General features: G+C 42.8%; 27 protein-coding genes. 15 read left to right on the forward strand and 12 right to left on the reverse strand.

What is annotated here, in order from left to right; genetic code table 11:
• Nucleotides 1–78 precede the first annotated feature (78 nt).
• The 5 genes from PBAL39_RS06015 (at nucleotide 79) to PBAL39_RS06035 (ending at nucleotide 3,317) form a co-directional block, all read left to right on the forward strand.
• Nucleotides 79–345: a DUF3253 domain-containing protein gene (locus PBAL39_RS06015; RefSeq protein WP_008239366.1), complete on the forward strand. Its 267-nt coding sequence runs from the start codon at nucleotides 79–81 to the stop codon at nucleotides 343–345.
• Nucleotides 346–402: 57 nt separating this feature from the next.
• Nucleotides 403–690, forward strand: coding sequence for a hypothetical protein (locus PBAL39_RS06020; RefSeq protein ID WP_008239368.1), 288 nt, complete (start codon nucleotides 403–405; stop codon nucleotides 688–690).
• Nucleotides 691–704: 14 nt separating this feature from the next.
• Entirely contained in the window at nucleotides 705–1,355 is a 651-nt protein-coding gene (locus PBAL39_RS06025; protein WP_198139774.1) for a pyridoxamine 5'-phosphate oxidase family protein, read from the forward strand.
• A gap of 127 nt (nucleotides 1,356–1,482) precedes the next feature.
• Nucleotides 1,483–2,064 (forward strand): TetR/AcrR family transcriptional regulator, encoded by a 582-nt coding sequence (locus PBAL39_RS24550; protein WP_157273915.1) that lies wholly within the window; start codon nucleotides 1,483–1,485, stop codon nucleotides 2,062–2,064.
• A gap of 74 nt (nucleotides 2,065–2,138) precedes the next feature.
• Complete coding sequence (locus PBAL39_RS06035; protein WP_008239374.1) at nucleotides 2,139–3,317, forward strand: MFS transporter; 1,179 nt, start codon at nucleotides 2,139–2,141, stop codon at nucleotides 3,315–3,317.
• A gap of 35 nt (nucleotides 3,318–3,352) precedes the next feature.
• Here PBAL39_RS06035 and PBAL39_RS06040 read toward each other — a convergent pair whose 3' ends face one another.
• The gene (locus PBAL39_RS06040) at nucleotides 3,353–3,841 is read right to left on the reverse strand and encodes a DUF4385 domain-containing protein (protein ID WP_008239375.1); all 489 of its coding nucleotides are present in this window, start codon (nucleotides 3,839–3,841) and stop codon (nucleotides 3,353–3,355) included.
• A 330-nt stretch (nucleotides 3,842–4,171) separates the two neighbouring features.
• Here PBAL39_RS06040 and PBAL39_RS06045 point away from each other — a divergent pair, with 330 nt between their 5' ends.
• Both PBAL39_RS06045 and PBAL39_RS06050 read left to right on the forward strand, forming a co-directional pair.
• Entirely contained in the window at nucleotides 4,172–4,597 is a 426-nt protein-coding gene (locus tag PBAL39_RS06045) for a DUF2846 domain-containing protein (RefSeq protein ID WP_008239379.1), read from the forward strand.
• 327 nt (nucleotides 4,598–4,924) lie between these two features.
• A complete protein-coding gene (locus PBAL39_RS06050; protein ID WP_008239380.1) occupies nucleotides 4,925–6,379 on the forward strand; it encodes a hypothetical protein in 1,455 nt (484 codons plus the stop codon).
• A gap of 39 nt (nucleotides 6,380–6,418) precedes the next feature.
• Here the strand turns inward: PBAL39_RS06050 and PBAL39_RS06055 are convergent, their stop codons facing one another.
• Both PBAL39_RS06055 and PBAL39_RS06060 read right to left on the reverse strand, forming a co-directional pair.
• Nucleotides 6,419–7,648: a glycoside hydrolase family 76 protein gene (locus tag PBAL39_RS06055; protein WP_008239383.1), complete on the reverse strand. Its 1,230-nt coding sequence runs from the start codon at nucleotides 7,646–7,648 to the stop codon at nucleotides 6,419–6,421.
• 187 nt (nucleotides 7,649–7,835) lie between these two features.
• Nucleotides 7,836–8,585: an MBL fold metallo-hydrolase gene (locus PBAL39_RS06060; protein ID WP_008239385.1), complete on the reverse strand. Its 750-nt coding sequence runs from the start codon at nucleotides 8,583–8,585 to the stop codon at nucleotides 7,836–7,838.
• Nucleotides 8,586–8,611: 26 nt separating this feature from the next.
• On the opposite strand from PBAL39_RS06060, the gene PBAL39_RS25260 reads away from it, so the two are divergent.
• The 3 genes from PBAL39_RS25260 to PBAL39_RS25265 all read left to right on the forward strand — a co-directional run bounded on the left by PBAL39_RS25260 (nucleotide 8,612) and on the right by PBAL39_RS25265 (nucleotide 10,158).
• Nucleotides 8,612–8,773: a hypothetical protein gene (locus PBAL39_RS25260; protein WP_008239387.1), complete on the forward strand. Its 162-nt coding sequence runs from the start codon at nucleotides 8,612–8,614 to the stop codon at nucleotides 8,771–8,773.
• 35 nt (nucleotides 8,774–8,808) lie between these two features.
• A complete protein-coding gene (locus tag PBAL39_RS06065; protein WP_008239389.1) occupies nucleotides 8,809–9,555 on the forward strand; it encodes a GAF domain-containing protein in 747 nt (248 codons plus the stop codon).
• Nucleotides 9,556–9,666: 111 nt separating this feature from the next.
• Entirely contained in the window at nucleotides 9,667–10,158 is a 492-nt protein-coding gene (locus tag PBAL39_RS25265) for a hypothetical protein (protein WP_008239391.1), read from the forward strand.
• Nucleotides 10,159–10,168: 10 nt separating this feature from the next.
• Here the strand turns inward: PBAL39_RS25265 and PBAL39_RS06075 are convergent, their stop codons facing one another.
• Both PBAL39_RS06075 and PBAL39_RS06080 read right to left on the reverse strand, forming a co-directional pair.
• The gene (locus PBAL39_RS06075; RefSeq protein WP_008239393.1) at nucleotides 10,169–10,594 is read right to left on the reverse strand and encodes a hypothetical protein; all 426 of its coding nucleotides are present in this window, start codon (nucleotides 10,592–10,594) and stop codon (nucleotides 10,169–10,171) included.
• A gap of 34 nt (nucleotides 10,595–10,628) precedes the next feature.
• Entirely contained in the window at nucleotides 10,629–12,110 is a 1,482-nt protein-coding gene (locus PBAL39_RS06080; protein ID WP_008239395.1) for a PLP-dependent aminotransferase family protein, read from the reverse strand.
• 64 nt (nucleotides 12,111–12,174) lie between these two features.
• On the opposite strand from PBAL39_RS06080, the gene PBAL39_RS25790 reads away from it, so the two are divergent.
• Nucleotides 12,175–12,309 (forward strand): hypothetical protein, encoded by a 135-nt coding sequence (locus PBAL39_RS25790; protein WP_255348732.1) that lies wholly within the window; start codon nucleotides 12,175–12,177, stop codon nucleotides 12,307–12,309.
• Between the two features lie 23 nt (nucleotides 12,310–12,332).
• Nucleotides 12,333–13,079, forward strand: a complete 747-nt coding sequence (locus PBAL39_RS06085) for an SDR family oxidoreductase (protein WP_008239399.1) — start codon at nucleotides 12,333–12,335, stop codon at nucleotides 13,077–13,079.
• Between the two features lie 70 nt (nucleotides 13,080–13,149).
• Here the strand turns inward: PBAL39_RS06085 and PBAL39_RS06090 are convergent, their stop codons facing one another.
• The 3 genes from PBAL39_RS06090 to PBAL39_RS06100 all read right to left on the reverse strand — a co-directional run bounded on the left by PBAL39_RS06090 (nucleotide 13,150) and on the right by PBAL39_RS06100 (nucleotide 15,746).
• Nucleotides 13,150–14,001 carry a helix-turn-helix domain-containing protein gene (locus PBAL39_RS06090; protein ID WP_039866193.1) on the reverse strand — a complete coding sequence of 284 codons (852 nt, stop codon included), beginning with the start codon at nucleotides 13,999–14,001 and terminating at the stop codon, nucleotides 13,150–13,152.
• Between the two features lie 153 nt (nucleotides 14,002–14,154).
• On the reverse strand, nucleotides 14,155–14,856 hold the full coding sequence (locus tag PBAL39_RS06095) for a peroxiredoxin family protein (RefSeq protein ID WP_008239402.1): 702 nt from the start codon (nucleotides 14,854–14,856) through the stop codon (nucleotides 14,155–14,157).
• Nucleotides 14,857–15,134: 278 nt separating this feature from the next.
• Nucleotides 15,135–15,746 (reverse strand): cupin domain-containing protein, encoded by a 612-nt coding sequence (locus PBAL39_RS06100; RefSeq protein ID WP_008239404.1) that lies wholly within the window; start codon nucleotides 15,744–15,746, stop codon nucleotides 15,135–15,137.
• 254 nt (nucleotides 15,747–16,000) lie between these two features.
• Here PBAL39_RS06100 and PBAL39_RS06105 point away from each other — a divergent pair, with 254 nt between their 5' ends.
• The 3 genes from PBAL39_RS06105 to PBAL39_RS06115 all read left to right on the forward strand — a co-directional run bounded on the left by PBAL39_RS06105 (nucleotide 16,001) and on the right by PBAL39_RS06115 (nucleotide 17,996).
• Entirely contained in the window at nucleotides 16,001–16,879 is an 879-nt protein-coding gene (locus PBAL39_RS06105; protein WP_008239406.1) for an AraC family transcriptional regulator, read from the forward strand.
• A 63-nt stretch (nucleotides 16,880–16,942) separates the two neighbouring features.
• Complete coding sequence (locus tag PBAL39_RS25880; protein WP_008239407.1) at nucleotides 16,943–17,515, forward strand: DapH/DapD/GlmU-related protein; 573 nt, start codon at nucleotides 16,943–16,945, stop codon at nucleotides 17,513–17,515.
• A gap of 79 nt (nucleotides 17,516–17,594) precedes the next feature.
• On the forward strand, nucleotides 17,595–17,996 hold the full coding sequence (locus PBAL39_RS06115; RefSeq protein WP_008239410.1) for a cupin domain-containing protein: 402 nt from the start codon (nucleotides 17,595–17,597) through the stop codon (nucleotides 17,994–17,996).
• 37 nt (nucleotides 17,997–18,033) lie between these two features.
• On the opposite strand, the gene PBAL39_RS06120 is transcribed toward PBAL39_RS06115, so the two are convergent.
• From PBAL39_RS06120 to PBAL39_RS06135, 4 genes are read right to left on the reverse strand one after another with little or no spacing between them, the layout of a single operon-like run.
• Nucleotides 18,034–19,143 carry a TlpA disulfide reductase family protein gene (locus PBAL39_RS06120; protein ID WP_008239413.1) on the reverse strand — a complete coding sequence of 370 codons (1,110 nt, stop codon included), beginning with the start codon at nucleotides 19,141–19,143 and terminating at the stop codon, nucleotides 18,034–18,036.
• Nucleotides 19,144–19,178: 35 nt separating this feature from the next.
• Complete coding sequence (locus PBAL39_RS06125) at nucleotides 19,179–20,315, reverse strand: TlpA disulfide reductase family protein (RefSeq protein ID WP_008239415.1); 1,137 nt, start codon at nucleotides 20,313–20,315, stop codon at nucleotides 19,179–19,181.
• A 31-nt stretch (nucleotides 20,316–20,346) separates the two neighbouring features.
• Nucleotides 20,347–21,249 carry a discoidin domain-containing protein gene (locus tag PBAL39_RS06130; RefSeq protein WP_008239416.1) on the reverse strand — a complete coding sequence of 301 codons (903 nt, stop codon included), beginning with the start codon at nucleotides 21,247–21,249 and terminating at the stop codon, nucleotides 20,347–20,349.
• 53 nt (nucleotides 21,250–21,302) lie between these two features.
• Entirely contained in the window at nucleotides 21,303–22,673 is a 1,371-nt protein-coding gene (locus PBAL39_RS06135; protein ID WP_008239419.1) for a RagB/SusD family nutrient uptake outer membrane protein, read from the reverse strand.
• Nucleotides 22,674–22,676: the final 3 nt, after the last annotated feature.

Here is a 22,676-nt window from a genome sequence, read left to right on the forward strand (position 1 = left end):
ATATCTTATTTTTTTTACTTAACATTTTACACAATCAACTGTTTTGAATAAGGACCGAAATCCACATAGGGGAAGTGTATGTTACAGAACAAGAAAGTTTGTGATTTGCCCGCAGATATATCAGCGACGATTTTATTTGTTGCGGCGCAGCGGGGCACTGAAAAAAGTACCTGCCCTTCTGAGATTGCACGCATGCTATTCCCCGGTGACTGGCGGAAACACATGAAGGATGTGGTTGATGTCGCTATTGATTTGCATCATAAAAACATAGTAACCATCACCCAAAAGGGAATGCCCATAGATGTAAATCATATCAAAGGGCCCATCCGCATTAAGATTGTTTAGATTTATAATTAAATTGCAGATAGCGTTGGTTACACTGAACAATTTACTAAAGACAACATGATCAAAATATTTTATCCGGAAGAAAGCCTGGACATCACCGGCTGGAAGGAGCGACTGGATCGTATTCCTTTGAAATACGAATTTATTAAAGATGCTGCTGCGGAGACAGGTCGTCTGGTTGATGGTGAAAAGATAGTGGAGGGAGTCCCAGCTATAGAGGCATACTTGGAAAGCCAGGAACAATTTGCCTTGGATTGGTATGAGGACCGATGTGACAAGTATGACTTCGACCCGGATGCAGTTCCAAAGATAAACCTATCCGGGGCGGGCCAGAATAATAGCTAAGTAAACAATTCTTAATGTCAAAGGGGAGATCATCCTGTTTGAGCAATAGTGTCAATATGAATTATGAACACATCGCATTTACCGACGCGGTAAAAAAACTGCAGGAGCTGAATGGAAGCCGTGCAGCCTATGAAAGAATGGAAAATGGATATCATGAAGAAGGACTCACTGAAACGGAGATAAATTTCATCAGCAGTAGGGACAGCTTTTATATGGCCAGCACGAGTCAAACAGGATACCCTTACATACAACATCGGGGCGGGCCAAAGGGTTTCATTAAGATTCTGGATGAATCCACGCTAGGACTGGTAGATTTTAGTGGAAACAGACAATACATCTCCGTAGGAAATTCTGTGGACAATAACAAAGTGTCTCTGATCATGGTAGATTATCCCCAAAGGGCAAGGCTAAAATTGTTCGCAGACATCAGGATCGTCGAAATTTCAGATGATCCAGAACTATTCCATCAGCTCGATCCGGCAGCGTATAAACATAAGGCTGAACGGATATTTCTCTTTTCGGTGAAAGGTTTTAGCTGGAATTGCCCGCAACACATTACTCCCCGTTATACTGTCAGTGAAATAGAAGCTGCATTCGCAGAGAGAAATGGATATGTACAATCTCTGGAGGAAGAGCTCAAGCGCCTGAAAGGAAATAAAAGCTAGAATACGCTCAGGTGAAGACCTGGTATCGCGCGGTTTCGGGGACTAGTCTGCGTTTAAATGTCCCGATATAAAAATAATTTGTTATACATTCTAAACTGATCAGTTTAGAATGTATCTTTGTGCTGTTATGGGAAGAAGTAAGGAATTTGATTATGAACAAAAACTGGACATTGCGCTGGAGCTTTTCTGGACGCAGGGATATCATATGACTTCCATCACTGACCTGGAACGTCATATGGGAGTTAACCGTAGTAGTATTTATCCTACATATGGCGATAAAAAAGAGCTGCTTATTAAATGCCTAACTAAATACCTGAAATCTAAAGTCTCAGAATATGGAGCTATTTTGAACGGGCATCAGTCTGACGCTGTTGAAAGTTTAAGAAGAATATTGCATTTAGCGGTAGATCAGAGCATAAAGATAGACAGGACATGTCTGGCTGTTAAAATTGCATTTGAAATCGCATTGACTGATGAAGACGTCAGATTGTTATTGGCGAATAATGAGAAAAAGATTGAAGCGATCTACTTTGAAATCTTAAAAATCGGGCAGGAGCAAGGATGCATTAAGGGTGAATTGGATACAAAATTAACTGCTGACTTCTTTGCATGCTCGTCGAGTGCACTATTCAAAAACTACTCATTAAATAAAAATCGCAAGGCCATCTATAACATGATAGAAAATTTAATCCATATGGTTAAAGCATGACCATGGTGCGGATATCCACGAAATTAATCAACTAGTAATATTTTTTTACCCTTTTCTAAACTGATCAGTTTAATATGAATTTAAGCATAAATAAAAGAATAGCGTATATCGGATGTCTGGGCGTTATCGGAATTATAAGTACAGAATTTGGTGTGATTGGCATCTTGCCGCAGATAGCCGAATATTATCACATAAATATTGGAACGGCAGGTTACCTGCTGAGCATATTTGCTTTAACGATTGCGCTTACGGGCCCATTCATGGTTTTGTATGCCTCAAAATTTGACAAAAAGAAAATCATGATGTATGCGCTGGGCCTGTTCTTGATTTCTAATTTTTTCTCTATTTTCAGTCCCCCGTTCTGGTTGTTGATGATACTCCGGATAGTGCCCACGATTTTACACCCTGCATTTTTTTCAATGGTCATTGCTGCTGCAACAAAAGATACTTCTGCTCAAATGCAGATGAGGCTAACCAGTATCATTATCGGCGGCATTGCCCTTGCACAGGTAACATTGATTCCATTTACCACATTTATAGCAAGTATTTACACCTGGCAGTGGAGCTATGTTGTGCAGGGGTTGATAATTCTTGTCGCATTGATCATCATGTATAAGTTTCTGCCATCCATGCCCAATAAAGAAGTGAAGTCTTATAAAAATCAATTGAGCATACTGATCAGGCCGAGGTTTATTGCCGGAACAGCTGTAAACCTCTTTCTAATCACAGCCTGGTTTTGCTCCTATAGTTATTTTGCCGACTATCTCTCTAAAGCAAAAGGCTTAAGTGCACAGGAAATCAGCTATATGTTACTATTATTCGGCGTAATGGGTGTGATTTCTAACTTTGTGGCGGGCCGTTTATTAGGAAAGTATATGATCTGGACAACTTTGTTTTTCATCACTGGTACTTTTCTGGTGCCATTTGCATTTCAATACACAACCGGCTCTATACTCAGCGTAGCCATGGTGGTCGGATTTTGGGGAATCATGTATGGCCCATGTTTCCTGATAGGTGTCGGTCATATGGTCTCAGCGGCCCCAGATGCAAAAGAATTCGCGAATAGTCTGCAAACGTCATTTGGAAATCTTGGTGTTTCATTAGGTGCTGCTACCGGAGGCTGGTTTATCAATTATTATGGGATATCCATTACGCCATGGGTAGGTATTGGGTTCGGTGTAATGGCACTTATTGTGATGTTCTGGAGGGCCTGGCTTGATAAAGCTGGTAAGGAAAATACGGAGTTGGTCTAATTTGCTCGTTTATTTTAAAGGAAGAACAATTGGCCTTACCCGTACCGCTTTTTCCAGTCTGATTTCAAGTGCTTGTAAACCGGATTGGATTCAGCGAGCTTATATTTATCATAAAATATTTTCGACGAAGCTGCTTTCTCAGGATCCCCGGAGCCCTTTTCGTTTAATTTGTAGTCGTTGTTCTTTTGGTACTTAACACCACCTTTGTAATTTGCATACCGCCTTGCCCTGGTGTAACCCATCTGTAAATACTTTCTGGCCATATCTGCCCCTACAAAATCATTATCCATCAGGAATTGTTCAAACATAGAATAGATTTTGTCACTGCTTTGGGTGGCAATTTCTATATTTTTAAAGCGCCAATGTTGTCCGATTTCAGATTTATAAGGCTCACAGATCAGCACGCCTTGTTCTCCCTTGCCAACCCTGTAGTTGTTCGGATGCTTACGGTAATCTATATCCGGCTTCCAGGGATAAGATTCTATATCAAAATCGAGGTATGATGGCTTAGGTTCTCTTGGCATGGTCAGCTTTATATGATTTTAACCTCATATTTGCCAAGTTGTTTTTAATTTTAGCAGAGGGCCATACCTTCTGCTCCAAGCCCGCAATTCACAGGCTACCTTTCGTTTATCATCTTGTCAAGCAAATCATCAAATTCGTCACGTTCGCCTGAGAGGAAGACGGTGTCATCATTTTTATTATCATTACGGAGCCCCATATTAAAAGTAAAGTTAGTTGTAATTACATTTGAACCTATAAGCATTTAAACAAAACGTAAAATCGAGGGGTAATTGTAATTTCCATTTCAGTATTTAATTTATTATTTTCAATTATCTAAATCCCATGAAATTATGAAAGCATTAAGATTACTCTTACTATTTACGGTGTTATTGGCAGGCTCATTTGCAGCACACTCACAAACAAAAACAGGAAAAGTGTATTTGATCAGATTGACCGGCTACACCGGTTCAGCTGTGAATTATCATTTTTATGTGGATGGCCAATTAATTTGCAAGCTTAAGAACAAGTCCTATTCGGTCCACGACCTGAGTGTGGGTGATCATACCGTTAATATCTCCACTGGTGGAATATCAACTGGTAAAAAATCAGCTCCGCTGAAAATTACCGTAGTTGAAGGGAAAGCGAATTACATAAATGTAATTAGTACAGAAAGTGGGTACGTAAACAAGGTCAATTGTCAGGAAATCACCCAAAATTCAGCAGAACCACTTTTAGCAAAGGCTAAGGAAAAAACTAACTGTTTAGCAAAAAAATAATTCAAAATGGTTAGCCGATCCAGTTTCAATGTATTTGTCAATTGACGGATGCATTGAATTCATAATGTTCAAATCGTCTCAAGGGGAGTGAATAGACTCACTATGCCAATGATTTTTGAGCAGAAAGTTTCAATCCCGTCTAAAGATCGCCTTACATATTTATGAATTAAGAATTGTTATCTATTTTTAAACTACTATTTTAGACGAAAAGATATCGGCATTTAAACGATTAAGAAAGTCACTCTTCACTGCATTATGTAGCTTGTTGCATGACTATATTTATAGAAGGTTCATCAGGAAATAGTTTGTGAATCTTAAAAAACCAACATGCGAAGCTTAATTATATTATTATTCTTTCTTATCCTGATGAGTTTTGAGGGGTATGCGTATCCTCAAAACCATAGTGATACGCTTAGCAATATATTAAGTGCCAAATTGGATAAATTTAGCAAGCAAAAGCAACTAACTAACCTCGTTTATCGCCGTTTTCTATTTTCATCTGAGTACGACCAGACATTGAAGCAAATGGCTGACTCGGTAAAAAAATATAGGGTCTCTGGTGGTAAAGAACTGAGCTTACTTGCTGAGATATTTGTATTGAGGCGTACAAACAAATTGAAGGCAGCTGAGAAGGCGCTTTTGGATGGTATAACAAATGCGCAGCGCCACGAAGAGCACTATCTCCTTTATCAGTTTTACATTAATTTGGCTTACGTTAAGACTGACCAGCATAATGCCTCTGCTGCTATATTTAATTATCGGCAGGCGAAGAGAATAGCTGAAGAATTATCTGACCTGGGACTGCTGTTGTCTGTTGACGTAGGAATTTCAGATATTTTTACGGCAATTGGACTTTACCAGCAAGCTTTAGTTTATCTAAATGACGCTCAGAAAAAGGTGGAGGATCAAAACCTTAGGCATTCATTGCGGACGTTGATTTACCTCAATAAGGCTGAAATATTTTTTAAGCTGGATAAACGTGATTCCCTGAATTACTATCGAAAGCTGATCGGTAAGTACGGCGCGGAAAGTCATGGCATTGTGAGAAATCGTAAAAGGCTTGACTATTATGCATTGATTTTGTCACATCATTATCAACAAGCCATCACCTTAATGCGTGATTTGTTAAATACAGGAAATCAATATTACAAGGATGTTGACCGTTGGAATCTCGCCAATAGTTTGTACGCTCTAAAAAATCTGGATAGTGCCGCCCTGGAGGCCCACCAGATACTTAATGATGAGACAAATGGGCCTACGCCACTTAGGTTAAATGCATATCAACTGATCGCCAGAATAGCGGAAGAAAAAAATGACCAGCTAACGTCTATACGTTATTTTAAACTAGCTTTGGCGGAATCCGAAGCGTTCATGATTGAAATGAGAAGCGTCGATCAGCTCTCCACAGAACTTCGTCAAGATCGCTTATACGCCGCCTATAAGATTACAAATCTTGCATATCATAGGGAGCGGATCATTTTATTTGCTTCAATAGGAGCAACAGTCCTGGTAATTTTGATTATTTATTCTTTCTATCGCAACACCAAGCAAAAAAGTAAGTATCAGAGGTTGCTCCACGAGACGAGATCGAAAGAACTTGCATTTATCAACTCTCATCAAGTGAGAAAGCCACTCGCCAATATATTGGGGATTTGCAGGCTGCTCATTGAGAATGAGAATAGTGTTGAAGAAAATACAATCTACTATGAACTTTTGGATCAACAGGTCAAAGAAATGGATCAGAAGCTGAGAGAAGTGGAAATGAAGCTTCGTGAATCGTGAATACTTCAAGTGTAGATTTGAATAACGAGCACATCTTTTTTATCGGTAGTAGTAAATGCAATTAACCATTGCGACGCCGCAGGTGGTTTCAAACGCATTGCGTCTAGTTTCCGGTGTGCGCGTTCCCCATATGTTCCACATGAGTCCCTGTGCATTCCTGATGGACCATGCCTGGCTGGCATTTGCATCAAGCCATGCTCCATAGTTGCCTGATGTTCCTGTATTTTTCACGAACAGGCAGGCCCAGCGGGCAAAAATGCTTTTCATCCCCTGAGTATCAGGTATGCCGTTCTCATCTTTTAAAATTCCTCCGGGAGCATCGCACAAACTATTGCGGGCGTAATCCATTGCTTTCGTACCCATCGACAGGTAATTCGCTGATGGGTAGTCGTTGCGCAGTAGATCACAGGCTCCTATAAAAGTGCCTTGTGTATACGAAAGTGCACCTTCAGTAATGGTTCCGGCTTTGTTAATGGCTCCCTTAACTTCGCCTGTGGAGGGCTCGTAAAGTTTGCTGACCATCCAGTCCATAACCTGTTTTGCCTTATTTTTGTAACTCACGTCGCCTGTGGCCTGGTATAACAGCATCGCACAAATCACTGCTGGGGCGTTTACACATGTGTTTTTGGTTTGATTATCAGTAGTCCACCAAAGTCCGCCACCGAGGGACTGGGTATCCCATGCCCGGTTCCACATCATGTTGAAATTATTCTTTGCCATATCCAGCATTCCACCATCATTGGTGATTTTAAATGCCCTGATGCACATCAAAGCGCCCCAGACAATGTCGTCGTTAAATTTATTGTTCGTCCACAGCAGCCCATAGCCGTCCCTAACGCCATTATACAAATAAGAGATTTTATTCTTGAGGTCATCACTTGGATTGATATTATAGGCGTCGATGAGCATCTCGATGGCTTCTTGCTGTGTCCAGAAATCCATCCTTCCGGTATGGTTGTCGTCTTTCCAGTAATAGGCTTTGTAGGAGGGGCCGTAGGTTCCGTATTGGTTATAGAAATGGTTGTTGTAGACCTGCATGGCGACCAGCGCTTCGCTTTTAGTCGGTAAGACCGCAGCCGTTGCGACTGATAGGTTTGATCTGTTTAAGCCTGTTTTTACCGCTTCAGTTTCAGTCGGCATTTGATTTTTCTTGCAACCAGTTAAAGTGCCGATGCCCAGCATGGCAATTAAGAGCATTGATAAATGCTTGTAGCTGATCCTGCGACTAAACCTGGTCAATTTAGGATTGCTTTTGTTTTTCGGGTTCATAATAGGAATGATTAGTGATTTATATTTGGTGATGTGCTCGTTCGTATATCTTGGCTATATTTTTTAATAATAAATATATCATATAATGATTTATTAAGTTAAAAAATATATTTATTAATCTTTGGAATTAATTTGAGTGGGATGTCAACCTAAGGGTAAATGAAGATGGAGAATTGATCCTTACCGTCTAAAAGCTGACCGTCATCCCATCTTTTGCTACTGGAATATCCACACGATCAAGGTTGGCGAGCATTTCTTCAGACAGGTGCGTGAGTAGGATTTTGTTGAAGTTCAATTGCGAAATTTTGGATACCAGATCAAGATAATTCATGTGAGTAGGCGTGCTGGTGTTATAAAAGTTGCATTCACAAATGAACAGGTCCGCACCATCACTCAACGGAATAAGGTTATCAGTCCAGCTGGTATCTCCGGAATAACTCAGTACCTGATGGCCAATTGTGATGCGTAAGCCATGGGAAAGTGCGGCCTTGGAATGTACCACCGGATATGCCTGCACCTGGATGCCGTCCAGCTGCAGGATTTCATAAGACTTGTATTCAATGTACTCGACTGGCAATTGCTCCGTTTTGTCCGATCCTGGATAGAGCAGCTGCAGTAGCGCCTTGATCCTGGCTTTACCAGTATTAGGTGTGATGATCTTCAGTTTCCGCTGGCGTTTCCTGACTGCAGCATCCATCAACAAGAAGGGGATTCCTGCGTAATGGTCTCCATGAAGGTGACTGATCAAAATGATGTCAATCTGATCCGGATCTATTTGAAGACGTCTCAGCCCATGCAGGGTAGTGGCACCACAATCTATCAGGATGTTGGTTTCTCCAGACCTAAGGTGAAAACAGGTATGAAAATTTCCGCCGCTGGCGAATGCATCGCCGCAACCGATGATCTGCAATGCGTTATTGGTCGATTCTGAAAACATACCTTTCAAACAATCCCATCTGCCAAATGGTTTACCTGCAGGAAAATGATTGGTTGGTAATGCGGATGAAACCATTGGCACATCAGTCAGAGGGCGGACTAGTGGAGAATTCCGGACATTATATTCTTGAGGATCAGTCCGCTGCTCTGGTTGAAAAGATCATCGAATTTGATAAAGACCTGCGTTAAGTTGCTATCTTTGCCACCGTTAAATAAGTAGGGGGATGATGATTGTCGAGAATGAAAATGAACGGTTAGCTGCAGTTGATCAATATCAGCTGATGGGAACAGCTGCTGAGCGGGATTTTGATGAGATAACGGCTTTGGCCGCTCAGATCTGCGGGATGCCAATTGCGCTGGTCACTTTGTTGGGTAAAGAAAAACAGTGGTTTAAATCCCATCATGGGACGGCGCTGCAGGAAACAGACAGAGATATTGCTTTTTGCAACCATGCAATTCAGGACCAAAATGGGATCATGGTGGTGACTGATGCCAGGCAAGACGAAAGGTTCCGGAATAACCCATTGGTGACTGGTGATCACAAAATCGTTTTTTATGCAGGCGTTCCTTTGGTTAATCCTGAGGGCTATGCGCTCGGTACCCTTTGTGTCCTTGGTCATGGGCAGTGTGAGTTAAACAGCAGTCAGATCATTGCCTTGCGTACCTTAGGAAGGCAAGCGCTGATGTTAATGGAGATGCGTTTGAAAACACGTTTGCTGGAGCAGCAGAATTTAGAACTGGCACGAACCAATGCCGCTTTACAGGAGTTTGCAAAGCGTGCGGTACACGACCTTAAAAATCCCCTGACCAGTATTATCCTCAATTCGCAAGCCTTGACTTACAGGTTGAGAGATAAGGTGGAAGAACGGACATTGCGTCTTGCGGAAATGAATGTGAGCTCTGGCAAAGAACTCGCTGCGATGATCAATCAGCTGTTAGAGGAAGCTTTGACTGCTAATCACCATAGCTAAGTCAATTCCAGGATTGGTTGAGCTGTTGCAGATTTCCGGGTCGTGAGGAATGGCTTCGCATAGAATTGGCATAGTAATGGTAGAATTAAAAAGTTATGTCAGGTATACAAAATGCGAAATAAAATCTTACTCATCTGCCTATTTCTTTATCTGTGGCCAGTTTTTAAAAACGAAGCCAATGCACAACGAACTTCTAAGGTTTCAAGTAGCACTAAAACTGTAAAACATCGGACCATAAGTAGTGGAGTCGATTATTTAAAAAAGCTTAAGGAAAAGTCGTTTGTCGTTAGCTGTGGTGGTGGGTGTGCAATGACCTACACGGCTACGAAAATAGAGAAATATGGTCCTTATTTTAAAGTACGGTTCAACGTTGAGATGTACATTGACCAGGTTTCGTCCGATACCTACGACGAAGACTATTCATTTTTTTATACCAAATCTGATAAGGTCGATAAAATTCTGGATGAGCAGAATAAAAATGTTTTAGGCCAGCTCCCCATCAGTGCCGAGAAATCGTTTGTCAAATTTGGCGACAATCTGATTAAGAATTCAGGAGGGGCATCTGGGAATATAAATCCTATAGGACAGCGTACATCAAGTTAAGCGATAGATTTCAACGTTTGTCTGGGACTTTATATGTGCTATAAAAAACTAGAAACACGATAAAACTACCTGTGATCATCCAGGGATAGGCATGGAATACGGTTGCCACAATTTCATCTTTAGTGCTGTATGAGCTCCAGGACGATACCCTGTCTTGAAATAGACTGACATTATTCATAAGTACAATAAATATGAAGACTACAGTGATGACCACTGCAAATCGGGTTTTATTGATGATCACTCTGTTCATTAGTAACAAGACGAAGGGAATCGTCATTAGTGAAAATACGGAGTAGAAAAATGTGTCTTTCAAATAGGAACACCCCATACAGGATGCGGATGGCTGGTCTGCAAAAATCTGCATGGACAGGTAAGTTGTTACAAAAGTCAGTATGAAAAGTATGATGCTGAATGTCATGATCTTGATGAAATGCATGCTAATATTTAAAGGTTAACGGAACTCGTCCAATTTACAATTTCAGGCTTTTGAGTTCTTTGATAAAGGTTTTCATTTCTTTCTCATTCATCGAAGCAAATCCTATCCTCAATGAATTTGGAGCAATCCCGGTTGTATCATATCTGCTCCCGTCATTCATGTAGATGCCTTGGATGCCAAGTTTTCGGGATAATTCCCTTAGTTGATACCGATCATTGAAACTGGTCCAGATGGCCATGCCACCAATGGGTTTGATGAACTTTACCATGTCCCCAAGTTCGGTATCCATTAAATTGCAGAAGAGGTCTCGCCTGGATTTATACAGTTTAACGGATCTGGTGATGTGTCTTTGCATTTCTCCGGAACTATATAAGCTTGCGACTGCTTCTTCCATCAAGATATCCCCTCGTATTTCCATCATTTTCTTGAACTGCACCAGTTGCCAGATGAACTCCTTATCGGCTACGATATATCCCATTTTTATGGATGGTGCAAGTGTCTTGGTGATAGAACCGATATAGACCACGTATCCTTTATGATCAGCACTGGCAAGTGGCAGGATCGGGCAATTGTCGTAATGAAAATCATAGTCGTAGTCATCCTCAATCACAGGGAACTGGTAGATCTGGATGAGGTGTAACAACTTCATACGCCTTTCGGCACTCAGTGTCACGGTTGTAGGGTGATGGTGATGCGGGATGATGTATAACAGATCAGGTTTCTTTGTTTTGCAGATGCGCTCCACCTCATCTATATCCATCCCATTTTCATCAACTTTTACTTTGATGAGGGTAGCACCGGCTTGTGTAAATACTTCGTTGGCAAGATTGTAATTGAGGTCCCCGACAATTACGGTGCTGCCAGGCTTGATCATCATCCTTGCTGCCATAAAGATCGCGACTTGTGCTCCCCTGGTGACCATAACTTGTTCGCTATCGGCATTGATCCCTCTCGTTTTAGATAGAAAAACCGCCAACTCGGTTCGCAAATTTGCTGATCCTGCTACTGAACCTTCTAATAAAATCCTGTCCATGTAACTCTTTGAGGATAGTGACTTGTATTTGCTTAACAGGGCTGTTAATGGTGCAACCCTTGAATCAGGATAGCCATCGTTAATCACGATGTCATACGACCGTTGATCTGCCTCCTGGGGACGCGCATTGGTTAATTTGAGATAAAAATCTGGAATCGGAGTCTTTGCTTGCGGTACCTGTAGTTCATTTCTGAATGTACGGGGTTTAATCACCGGCAACTGACCTGAGACGAAAATGCCCTTACGTGGTATAACTTGTATCCAATCCTGAATCCTTAGCTCTTCATATGCAGCAACTACAGTTGTCCGGTTTAGATTCATCAGCTCTGCAAGTGTTCTGCTCGGTGGTAGTCCGTAACCCGGTCTGATCTTGCCCTCGATAATCAATTTGATGAGGCCATTTGCCACCTGCTGGTAAATAGGTGTGGTGGATGTCTTGTCAGTGATGATCAGCGATTGAAATGGGAGAGTCTGGACTGGCATGATTCGAAAAGTTGGATGGTTAAGGCAATCCAAACATAGCGTAATTTTATAAAAAAAATAGCACATGAAAGTATTACATATTGATAGCAGTGTCCGCGGTGAATGGTCTGTTTTCAACAATGATTATATGGAGCCGATGGATTGCTGCGAAGGAGGGTATGTGCTTCCATGTCATCACTTCACTAAAGCGATCAATTAAATAAATATTTAAAAATCAAACATATGAAAATTGTAATTATAGGCGGTACCGGCCTTATCGGTACTAAAGTAGCAAGTCATTTAAGTCAGCTAAGACACACTGTTATCACGGGCTCACCATCTACTGGAATCAATTCGATCACAGGTGAGGGCATCAGCGAGGCAATGCAGGGAACGGACATTGTGATAGACTTATCCAATTCACCATCGTTTGAAACTGAGCAGGTATTGGAATTCTTTGAGACCTCCGGCCGTAATCTGATGGCAGCAGAGGTGGAGGCCGGTGTGAAACATCACCTGGCGCTGTCTATAGTTGGTGTCGATCGCATGCTTGATTTGGGGTATATGCGCGCTAAAAAGGTGCAGGAAGATCTGATCAGGAATTCCGGTATTCCTTTTACGATCATACGCAGTACACAGTTCCTGGAATTCATTCCTGCACTCGCAGCTGCTGCTACACAGGGTGATGAAGTGCATGTTTCGGATGTTGATTTTCAGCCTATTGCTGCTGAGGATGTCGCTAAGTTAGTTGCGGATTTTGCGCTTGCTGATGCTGAAAACCTGACACCTGAAATTGCAGGACCTGAGCGTCGCGCGCAGAGTGACTTTATTGCAGCATATATTCAGGAAAAAGGCAATCACCAAAAGGTTATTCCAAACCAAAAAAATGAGTACTTTGGCGGTCTGGTACCTCAGGATGGATTGGTTCCGCAAGGTCAGGCAACGTTAGGAGAAATTGATTTTGCAACATGGGTTTCTGATAACCTATAAAGTAAAGTTCTTCTCGATTTAGATTGCTATTGAGGGGGCAATCGAACCTGTAATAAATTGCTCCCTTTATTCAATGACGCTGGGATAGGCGGAATTCAGAAACATTTGCGCCAGAATACATTTTGAAGAAACGGCTAAAATGTGCAGGGCTTTCGAAGCCCAGTTCAAAGGCAATTTCTTTTGATGATCTATCTGTATAATGCAGGTAGCGTTTGGCCTCCAATACAATCCGGTTCTGTATCAGCTTTGAGGGGGCCGGTTGCTTTAATAATGCAAAAATATTACTGAGTGTTTTGGGCGATTTGTGTAGTGCATCGGCATAAAAACTGACACCATGTTGTTTTCTAAAAGAACTTTCCAACAGTAATGAGAATTTCCGGACAATGTCCATTTTCTCATCTGGAAATTGCTGGTAGCTCTCGCTTTGTTGTTTGGCAATACGGGTAGTCTTTATGATGAGGTGCTTCAATAAGGTCCGTAGCATCTCTCCCTGAAAGTTATCCCGTGACAGCCATTCATCAGAGAACACTTTTTCCAACTGAAGCATGGCTTCCTTTTCAGATTCACCTAGTGCAATAAACATCGGATGCTGCAAGCCGTAGAATAAGAAACCTACACATCCCACTTCAGTATCGTGGTCAACAATACAGTAAAACTCCCTGTTGAATTGCCATGCGATGAGACGCTCCGGGTATTCAAAAGAGAAATGCTGGTTAGAAACAAGGGGTAGGATAGACCCGGAAGGCATTGTATAGGAGATCTCATCTATCACCACCTTTTGTGCTTCAGCCTTGTTATATACAAAGGTATTGATGGGCACTGGTGAATCGGTATCCCTCAAACCAGTACCCTTCAATTGCTCATTGTTGATGTGCATGAGAAAACGGCCCAGCGTTATTTTATCTTCGTATTCTTTAACCATATTCTTTTTTAAGTGCTGATGGTTTTTTAACGGTAAGGAAGGCCTTTCCCTCCTCATTTATAAACTCCAAAGATAACAAAAGTGGCGGCCCAATCTGATGTTGTATCTCCTTTCCAAGTAGGTGATCTAGCTGGTAAATTCCGACAAAAATTGTTACAGTTCTTCTTTAATACGCTGTGCTACCGCCGTCAATAGCGCGGTGCTAATGCGTTGTTTAAAGTCTGGATTGATGTATTCAAAACGGATAGCCCCTTTTTGATCAAGGATAAAGATGGAAGGTACTGGTAGCAGCAGCTCTTTGTTCATGCCGCCTGTAGTTTTAGGAAGCATTTCCCAGTAGCCTTCAGGTGCTTTGAAAGCGATACCAAATTGCTTCGCCAGGTTTAGGTCCGAATCAGATAGTAAGGTATAGCTCAACTTTTCCTTTGTAGTTGATTGCATAAGGCCCTCTGGCTTGTCTGTACTGATAGCAATGAGCTGGTAACCCTGTTTTTCCAGTTCTGGAATTGCGTTTTGAAGTCCGGAGAGCTGTTTCGAGCAAAATGGACACCAGCCTCCGCGGTAGAAAATAAGGATGGTCGGCTTTGCAGCAACTTCCTTGTTAAGGTCGAAACTTTCCCCATTTGCGCCCTTCAAGGTGGCTGAGGGAATTGTTTCTCCAATCAGTAACGGACTGATGTCTTCTGGTTTTTGAGGAAATGTAAGCGACATACTTTTTATCCCCTCGTCCGCCATCTTTTTCGCGTTAATCAGGTTGCCTTGCTGTGCACTTAGTGTTGTCGAAGAGAATATACAGAGGGAAAATATCGCTGCTGATAGGCTGATCCTCACCAGCTGTTTAGTTGTTTGTTTCATCGTTTTATCCAGATTTTATGTTCATTTAGAATTACGGCAGGTCTTTGCCACGAAGATTCATGTGAAATGCCGTTTTTATCGTCAACTATTGTTTGAAATTAAGATGTAAAGATATTGGATGAACGCTCTAATATCGGTATCTGTATTTCCCGCGCTGTTGACAATGTTTCCCGAAGTTGTTTTTGCTAAAAAAATCGGTGAATCTTTGATCTGAACCAATCAAAATTGGAAGGATTAAATATGAACGTTCGGGAATACTGGAATAAGTTATAATTCACTTAAGCAGCAATGCGTTGAAGGATCACCTTGCAAGGGTGATCAGAAGTAACCATCACATGGTGGCGCTTATGTAAGGGGATCTGAAAATAATCTCCTGGCCCTAATTTATTGATTTGATCTTCAACATGAATTTCACATGTTCCTTCGAGAATGAGGAAACGTTCAAATTCGTGGTCATGTGTTTCCTGAGGCGCCATATGTTCAATCCATACTATTGCAGTAATCAGCTCTGGCGTATAACTCAATATCTTTGCAAATACATCCTGGAAGGTGTCTGGTAAGACCATATCAGGGCGATCCAGCCAGCGGCTGAAATCTTTCGCCGCGGAGCGCTCATTAAGAACTGGAGTTAACTCAGGCTGTTCCCCTGATCCTATTCTGTCCGAATAATCGACGGTAGCCATTAAAAATGGTTTGATGATAGGGTCAGGCTCGATAGCATGAAATTGTGCGTATCTCTCAAGCGCTATGCTGATTTCGTCCAGCTCCATTCTGACCTCATTATGAACTGAAGCCATTGACTCAATGAAAATAGCTTCCTCCGAATCTACTTGTCCAAGGACGTACATATCCAGTAATCCGGATGATATTAGTTCCTGCCAGTTTTGCATATTAAGTGATTGATGAGGATAAAGTTAACTGATTCCGATAAAGTTAACATTTTTTTATGTTCAGTTTTTTAATTAGAGTACCGACCTGAATGCGAAGCTCCTGAATTACCTTTTTAAACCGCAATAGCTGCTTCATAATTTGAAATGTTTACAACAACGAATGTCATCAGTAAAGTTGATGAAGCATCAGCAGGGGATAAAGCGGCCTTCGAGAGTTGTATGTCGAAATGTTTTGAAATTCTTAACTTTGCAGCATGGCAACGAAGATGGAACGTTCGGTTTCTGAATTTAACAATGAGCTGAAGTTGAAAGGCTTTAACGTCTGGCAGCTGGAAAGCGATAGCAATTCTACCAAAGTTTACAGCAGAAAGGACTTTTACAAAATCTGTCTCACCACAGGCAAGAGCATCATTCACTATGCTGATCGCAGCTTTGAAGCGGAAGGTACCGTTCTTTTCTTTGGTAATCCACATGTTCCCTACTCCTGGGAAACGCTGTCGACAACCTACGTCGGCTATACCTGTTTATTTTCTGAAGAGTTCCTGAAGGCCTCAGAACGATCTGAAAGCCTGCAGCAATCTCCATTTTTCAAGTTGGGCGGGACACCGATTCTGCGGATCGATGAAACACAACGTATGTTCCTGAATACCATGTTTCAGAAGATGATTGAGGAACATCATACAGATTATATCTTTCGGGATGAGCTGATCCGTAATTACATCAACCTGATCATTCATGAGGCATTGAAATTGCAGCCTTCTGAAAATTTTAATCAGCATAAAAATGCTTCTTCGCGCATAACGTCAGTATTTCTGGAATTGCTGGAAAGACAGTTTCCGGTAGAGAATGTAGATCGGTCTCTATCTTTAAAGACCGCTCAGGATTATGCCAGCGCGCTGTCTATTCATGTAAACTACCTCAACCGCGCTGTAAAAGAGATCACCGGCAAATCTACCACGAGCCACATCCGCGATCGGTTGATCAGCGAAGCGAAAGCCTTATTACAGCATACCGATTGGAACATTTCTGAAATTGCCTATGCACTTGGTTTTGAGTATCCCACTTATTTCAACAACTTCTTTAAAAAGACTACCGGAACAAATCCTACCGGGTTCAGAGAAGCGATGGTTTGAAATTTATAAGGATTAGTTTGATGGTCGTAAGCTCCAAAGTCGCTGATATGCGAACTTTGTGACATGAAAGATATTTTCGAAAGACTACAGAAAGCTGAACTTGTTCGTCTTGATGATCCGGAATTTTTTAAGGTCGACGAAGTTGTCAACCGCACGCTGGCGCTAAACCCTGCACTGAATGCTGCAACGAGCGTTGCTGAGATGCGCAATGCCCTGAGCAGTATTGTCGGCTACCCGATAGATCAAAGCACGACTGTTTTTGTTCCTTTTTATACCAATTTCGGACGATCCATCCGTATCGGTAAACATGTCTTCATCAATCATGCCTGCAGCTTTTTAGATATGGGCGGGATTACCCTGGAAGACCATGTACTTATTGGTCCAAGGGTGAACCTTATAACAGAGAATCATCCTCTGGATCCTATGGAGAGAAGGGGTATGTTATGCAAACCCATCCTGATTAAACGTAATGCCTGGATTGGTGCTGGCGCTACTATATTGCCAGGGGTGACTATAGGGAAAAATGCTGTGGTTGCTGCAGGTGCGGTGGTCAGTAAGGATGTTCCTGATCACGCTGTGGTTGGAGGCATTCCTGCAAGGTTGATCAAAACTATTGATATGAACAGCGAGTTATAAGTATGTGATTGATGCAGCAACGATATAGTGCTTAACTTCCTTTTGTTAAATTTGATAATGCTAATTTTAAGATGAAAAGATGGAAATTACAAGGATAGGTTCCAGGTCTTCTGTGAAAGGACCTGAGGATTGGTTTACCGGATCAGTGAGGATTGACCCGCTATTTGAAGCCAATGACGCAAGGAGCGGTGCCGCGGCAAGTGTGACTTTCGATGCTGGTGCCAGAACGGCCTGGCATACCCATCCGCTGGGACAGACCTTGATTGTAACGGCTGGATTTGGCTGGGTGCAAAGAGAGGGTGGACCCGTGGAAACCATTAGCCCAGGGGATGTAGTTTGGTTTGAGCCAAATGAAAAGCACTGGCATGGTGCAACAGCAACCACAGGCATGACCCATATTGCGATTCAGGAAAACCTGGATGGCAAAGTTGTCGATTGGATGGAGCAGGTTGCCGATCGGCAATATCAAGGGACGCTATAGATTAATAAAGCCCGGCATTTTTGCCGGGCTTTGATTTTTATTTGATTAAAGCAGAAAGTTTTTCGGTCAGGTCTTCACCTCTCAGGTTCTTTGCAATGATCACTCCTTCAGGGTTGATCAGCAGGTTCTGAGGAACGGAGCTAATGCCGTACATCACCGCCACTTCATTTTTCCATCCTTTCATATCACAGACATGAATCCATGGAAGGCCGTCTTTTTCTACTGCAGCTGCCCAGGCTTCCTTACCCTGGTCTAAAGAAACGCCTACAACTTCGAAATTTTTGCTTTTCAGCGCCTGGTACGCTTTAACCAGGTTCGGATTTTCGGCCCTGCAGGGTACACACCAGCTCGCCCAGAAGTCTACCAGTACGTATTTTCCTCTTAGTGATGAAAGTGTAAAGGCTTTATCGTTGAGGTCGTTTTGTGTGAAATCTGTTGCTTTAATACCAGTCTGGCGTCTTTTGGCAATTTCGATTTTTTCAAGTGTCCGCTTACCAAGGTCCGAGGCTTTCAGCTCTGGAGAAAACCGGTGGTAAAGTGGTTCCACTTTTGCCGGCTCGAACTTGCTGTCAAGGATGTGGATGTTGTAGGTATACAACCCCATAAAGGAATGCAGATGGGATTCTGCGAACTTCCATTTGATGTCCTTTATTGTTGCCACCAGCTTAACCACGCTGTCAGACGCCTTTTTCCAGGCTTCATCCTTTGGCTTTCCCCTGAAATCATCATTCAGCTGAATGATCGCATTGGTTAAAGGTTTAGTTAGGGCATCCAGTTCACGTTCTTCCTTGTCGGATACAGATCCACTTACTGTTGCATTTTTGATAGAATCGGTGCCAACGAATACAATTTTTGAGTTTTCAAGGAAGAATCCGAGATCATCTCGTTGTCGTCCGGAAGCAGGATGGCTTTGTCTTTTGATGGCAATGATTGCCTGTTGTGGTGCATCCACACTTCCGGTAAATTGGAATTTGCCTCCTTTAACGGCAACGGAGTCAGTTTCTTCAAACTGACCATTCTTAAGGGTGACGAGGTATGCTTTTGCTGGTTCTTTTAGACCAGGAAGCTTACCGGAAAGGGTATAGCTTTTTTGTGCTGCTGCCAGAAACGGCAGCAGTATCAAAATTGAAAATATTGTTTTCTTCATTTTTTCTGGTGTTGATTAGGATATTGGTATCAATATTACATAGCAAGTAGCGTTGCCAGCTTTTTGTCCAGATCTTCACCGCGAAGGTTTCTGGCAATGATTTTTCCGCTGGGGTCTACCAGGAAGTTGGTCGGGATGGCAGTCACGCCATACAGCACTGCCGACTTAGCCTGGAAACCGTTTAACTCGGATACTTGTGTCCATGGTAAGCCGTCTTGTTTTACTGCGCCAAGCCATGCTCGTCTGCCTTTAGTATCATCCAGGGAAACACCAAGGATGGTGAAGTTTTTGCTTTTATACTTATTGTAGGCGGCGAGCATGTTGGGGTTTTCGGCGCGACAAGGCTTGCACCAGGAAGCCCAGAAATCTACCAGTACATACTTTCCACGGAAATCAGATAACTTCACCGATTTTCCAGTCGTGTCCGTTTCGGTGAAGTCCATGGCCATCATGCCAGTATTGGTCTTTTTGCCCGTTTCAATCATCCCGGCCAGTTTTTTTCCTGTATAGGAGTTTCTGAGTGTTAACGGAAAGCGGGCAAACCTGGCCGCAGCGGTATCGGGATTGAAATTATAAGCAAGTTCAACTTCCTGGAAGATGCGCAGGGAAATATAGGAATTCAGATGGCTGTTCATAAAAAACCTGTTCACACTGTCGTATCCCACCTGCGAAGCACTCATGATTTTACCCAGAGGTTTGGTAAGCAAGGTATCTTTACGCTGCTGTGGAGTCCAGGCATTGTAAACTTTCATTATCGAGTCTGCAATTTTCCGATAAGGTTTTTGTACCATCCTGAGCGCGTTGTCATCGTCGTTGGTCACAGAACCCTTCACCACTGAGCGCCATAGGGAATCCTGGGAGCTGATGGTGATGGCTGAGTTTTCCAGGTAAAATTGGAGATACTCCTTATTGTCGTCGTTTGATCCAGTAGCTGCTGAATGTTTAACCATCAGATCTGCTAATACCGGATTGCTCAGCAGGCCCTTGAAGCTGAAATTACCGTTGTCAATAGCCGTAGAATCTGTGACTTTGACGCCATCTTTGTTATAGCTTAAATACGCTTTTGCAGGTGCGCTAAGTGTACCAATCTTTCCTTTGATGGTAAAACCCTTTTGGGCCATCAGACTCAGGGGGAGGCAGCAGATTGCTGCCAGAATACATTTTTTAATCATCTTATTTCGATTTTCGTTTTATTGTTAATGGTTATGGTACCAGGGCTATGCCGCTGATAAATATCGCATCGTACGCGGCGGCGTATTTTACTGCGGCAAGAGCTGTAAAACGCAGGTAGCTGGCGGTTGTAGGTCCAACAGCGATAGATTGCATATTATCGGCAATGTTGCCGGCATACGTGCCTTTGTCTGTCCAGGTTATACCATCCGTACTGGTCTCTATTTTTATAGAGGTCGGATAACCGCCCAGCGTAGGGTATCGCAATGCTGTCGGTATATAGTAATTGAGGGACAGAAAGGTCACTTCTCTATTGAAGTTTATGGTCACCCATTGCGGCATTTGCTGCTGGATGTTGGAAGCCCAGTAGGTAGTCAGGTTGTTGGCGTCCAGTAGGGTGGTAGGCGCAAACGTGCCAGTTTGTGAGGAAAAGTCCTCGATGGTCCAGCCTGTTTTGCTCACAAACAAAGGCTTGCCGGTTTTGAACACATAGTAGATGACCCGACTCGAGGCGGCGCCTTCGGGTTTGCCATCCACAGATTTGATTACAACAGGTAATACATAAGTGCTGTATTCCGTGAGTTTTGTCTGTTGCCCGATGTTGAGCTCTGCCGATTCGGAAACTGTTGATCCTGCAGGAATGCGGGTCATCTGTTTGTGAAAAAGATAGGCACTGGTAGGTAATACCAGTGCATTTCCAAAACGGTTGCGGTATTCGGTAATCTTGGTAGTGTCCACAGCAAATTCCACCCAGTGGTCATCCGAAGATGTCGCAGCGGTCAGGTTTGCTTTCAATTCCAGTAAGATCAGGGAATCCTTCAATATGGAGACTGGCATTTCCAGTGTGTCCTTACCAGCCGCCAGCTGAAAGGTAACACTGCTTTCTGGTAAAGTTTCAGGAGCATCCTCCTTACTACATGCCGTTAAAAATACCATTAACGAGCAGAATAGGATTATTTTGGTTTTAAACATCTTTTCTTTTTTTAAGGTTATGGATTCTGTGGCATGCCTGGGTTAAAGCTCATTACCTGGAGTGGTATCTGTAAGGTATAACGATTGCTATGAGGCTCCAGGGTAGCGATGACATCACCCTGAACGTTGTACCTGTTGACGGTTCCCATTTTGTTTTCCTTATCTAAACGGCGCATGTCAAACCAGCGCAGGCCATTATAGGGCAGCTCATGACTTCTCTCCAATAGTACTTCCTGAAGAACTTCCTCCTGATCTGCTGAGCTGAAGCGTACATAGCTGGCTTTGGCAAATCTGTTTTTGCGTACATCATCCAGGTACTGAAGCGCCAGCGAAAGGTTGTTGGCACGTGCCGCAGATTCCGCTACGATTAACTTCATTTCCTGAAAGGACGTTCCTGTGTTGGTATAAGTCAATATTGGATTGATCGCAGCTGGGAAATACGTGGTAGCCCCCCTTGTGGTAAACCGATAACCGTCTGTGCTTCTGTATAGCTGTCTGACGCGAAGATCGTTGCTCGCGAAAGAACGCATAAAATCAAGTGTAGCTGGAGCTTGACCAATGACCATTCTTCCATAAATTACATCGGGATGGGTTCCCAGAATGTTGGTGGAAGGAAGCGCACCATTATAATCAATCATCACGGCCCTGCTATTTGTTAAAGCCATCTCTGCATTTTTCTGAGCTTCGGGATAATTTGCTGCATAAAAGTAGACCCTTGCCAGCAGGCTATAAGCCGAGGCTTTGGAGCCGCGAAACCTGTTTGCACTGTTGTCGACGGGAAGGTCCGGAATGGCCGTATTGATGTCATTAATGATGTGTTGATAAACTTCTGCCACCGTACTTCTTGGTGGAACCTCTTGAGTGACGTCGTTTGAGGTTAAAAAAGGCACTGCCAGATCCTGGGCAGCAGTTGATGCATCATAAGGTTTGCCGTATTCATTAACCAGGTAGAAATATTCCAGCGCACGTCCCAGCAATGCTTCTGCCTTTAAACTTCTTTTCTGGCCGTTGGTGCCCCCTGTAGCGTCATCGATACCTACGAGCACCGTGTTGAAGAGATTGATCTTCCCGTAATGATCTCCCCAGAATGCGGGGCTGACATTTAAATCGAATGCAAATTGCGGTGCCCAGGTGTAAATAAGTTCGGGCTCCAAGGCTGGAGGATTGGCGACACTGATCAAATCGACGTTATCGCCAAGATAGTTGATGATGGCGTATGGCTGGGCGACACCGTAAAAAAGGGTCTCGTCATTTAACCATTGGTCGTAATCAGTAACTGTAGAAAGTAATTGTGTTCCCTTTGGTTTGATGTCCAGGTATTTATCACATCCGGTAAATATCAGGCAACAGAACATCAACTGAATAAGTTTGTATTTATAGTGATTCATTTG

The sequence above is a fragment of the Pedobacter sp. BAL39 genome, from assembly GCF_000170795.1.
Lineage (GTDB): Bacteria > Bacteroidota > Bacteroidia > Sphingobacteriales > Sphingobacteriaceae > Pedobacter.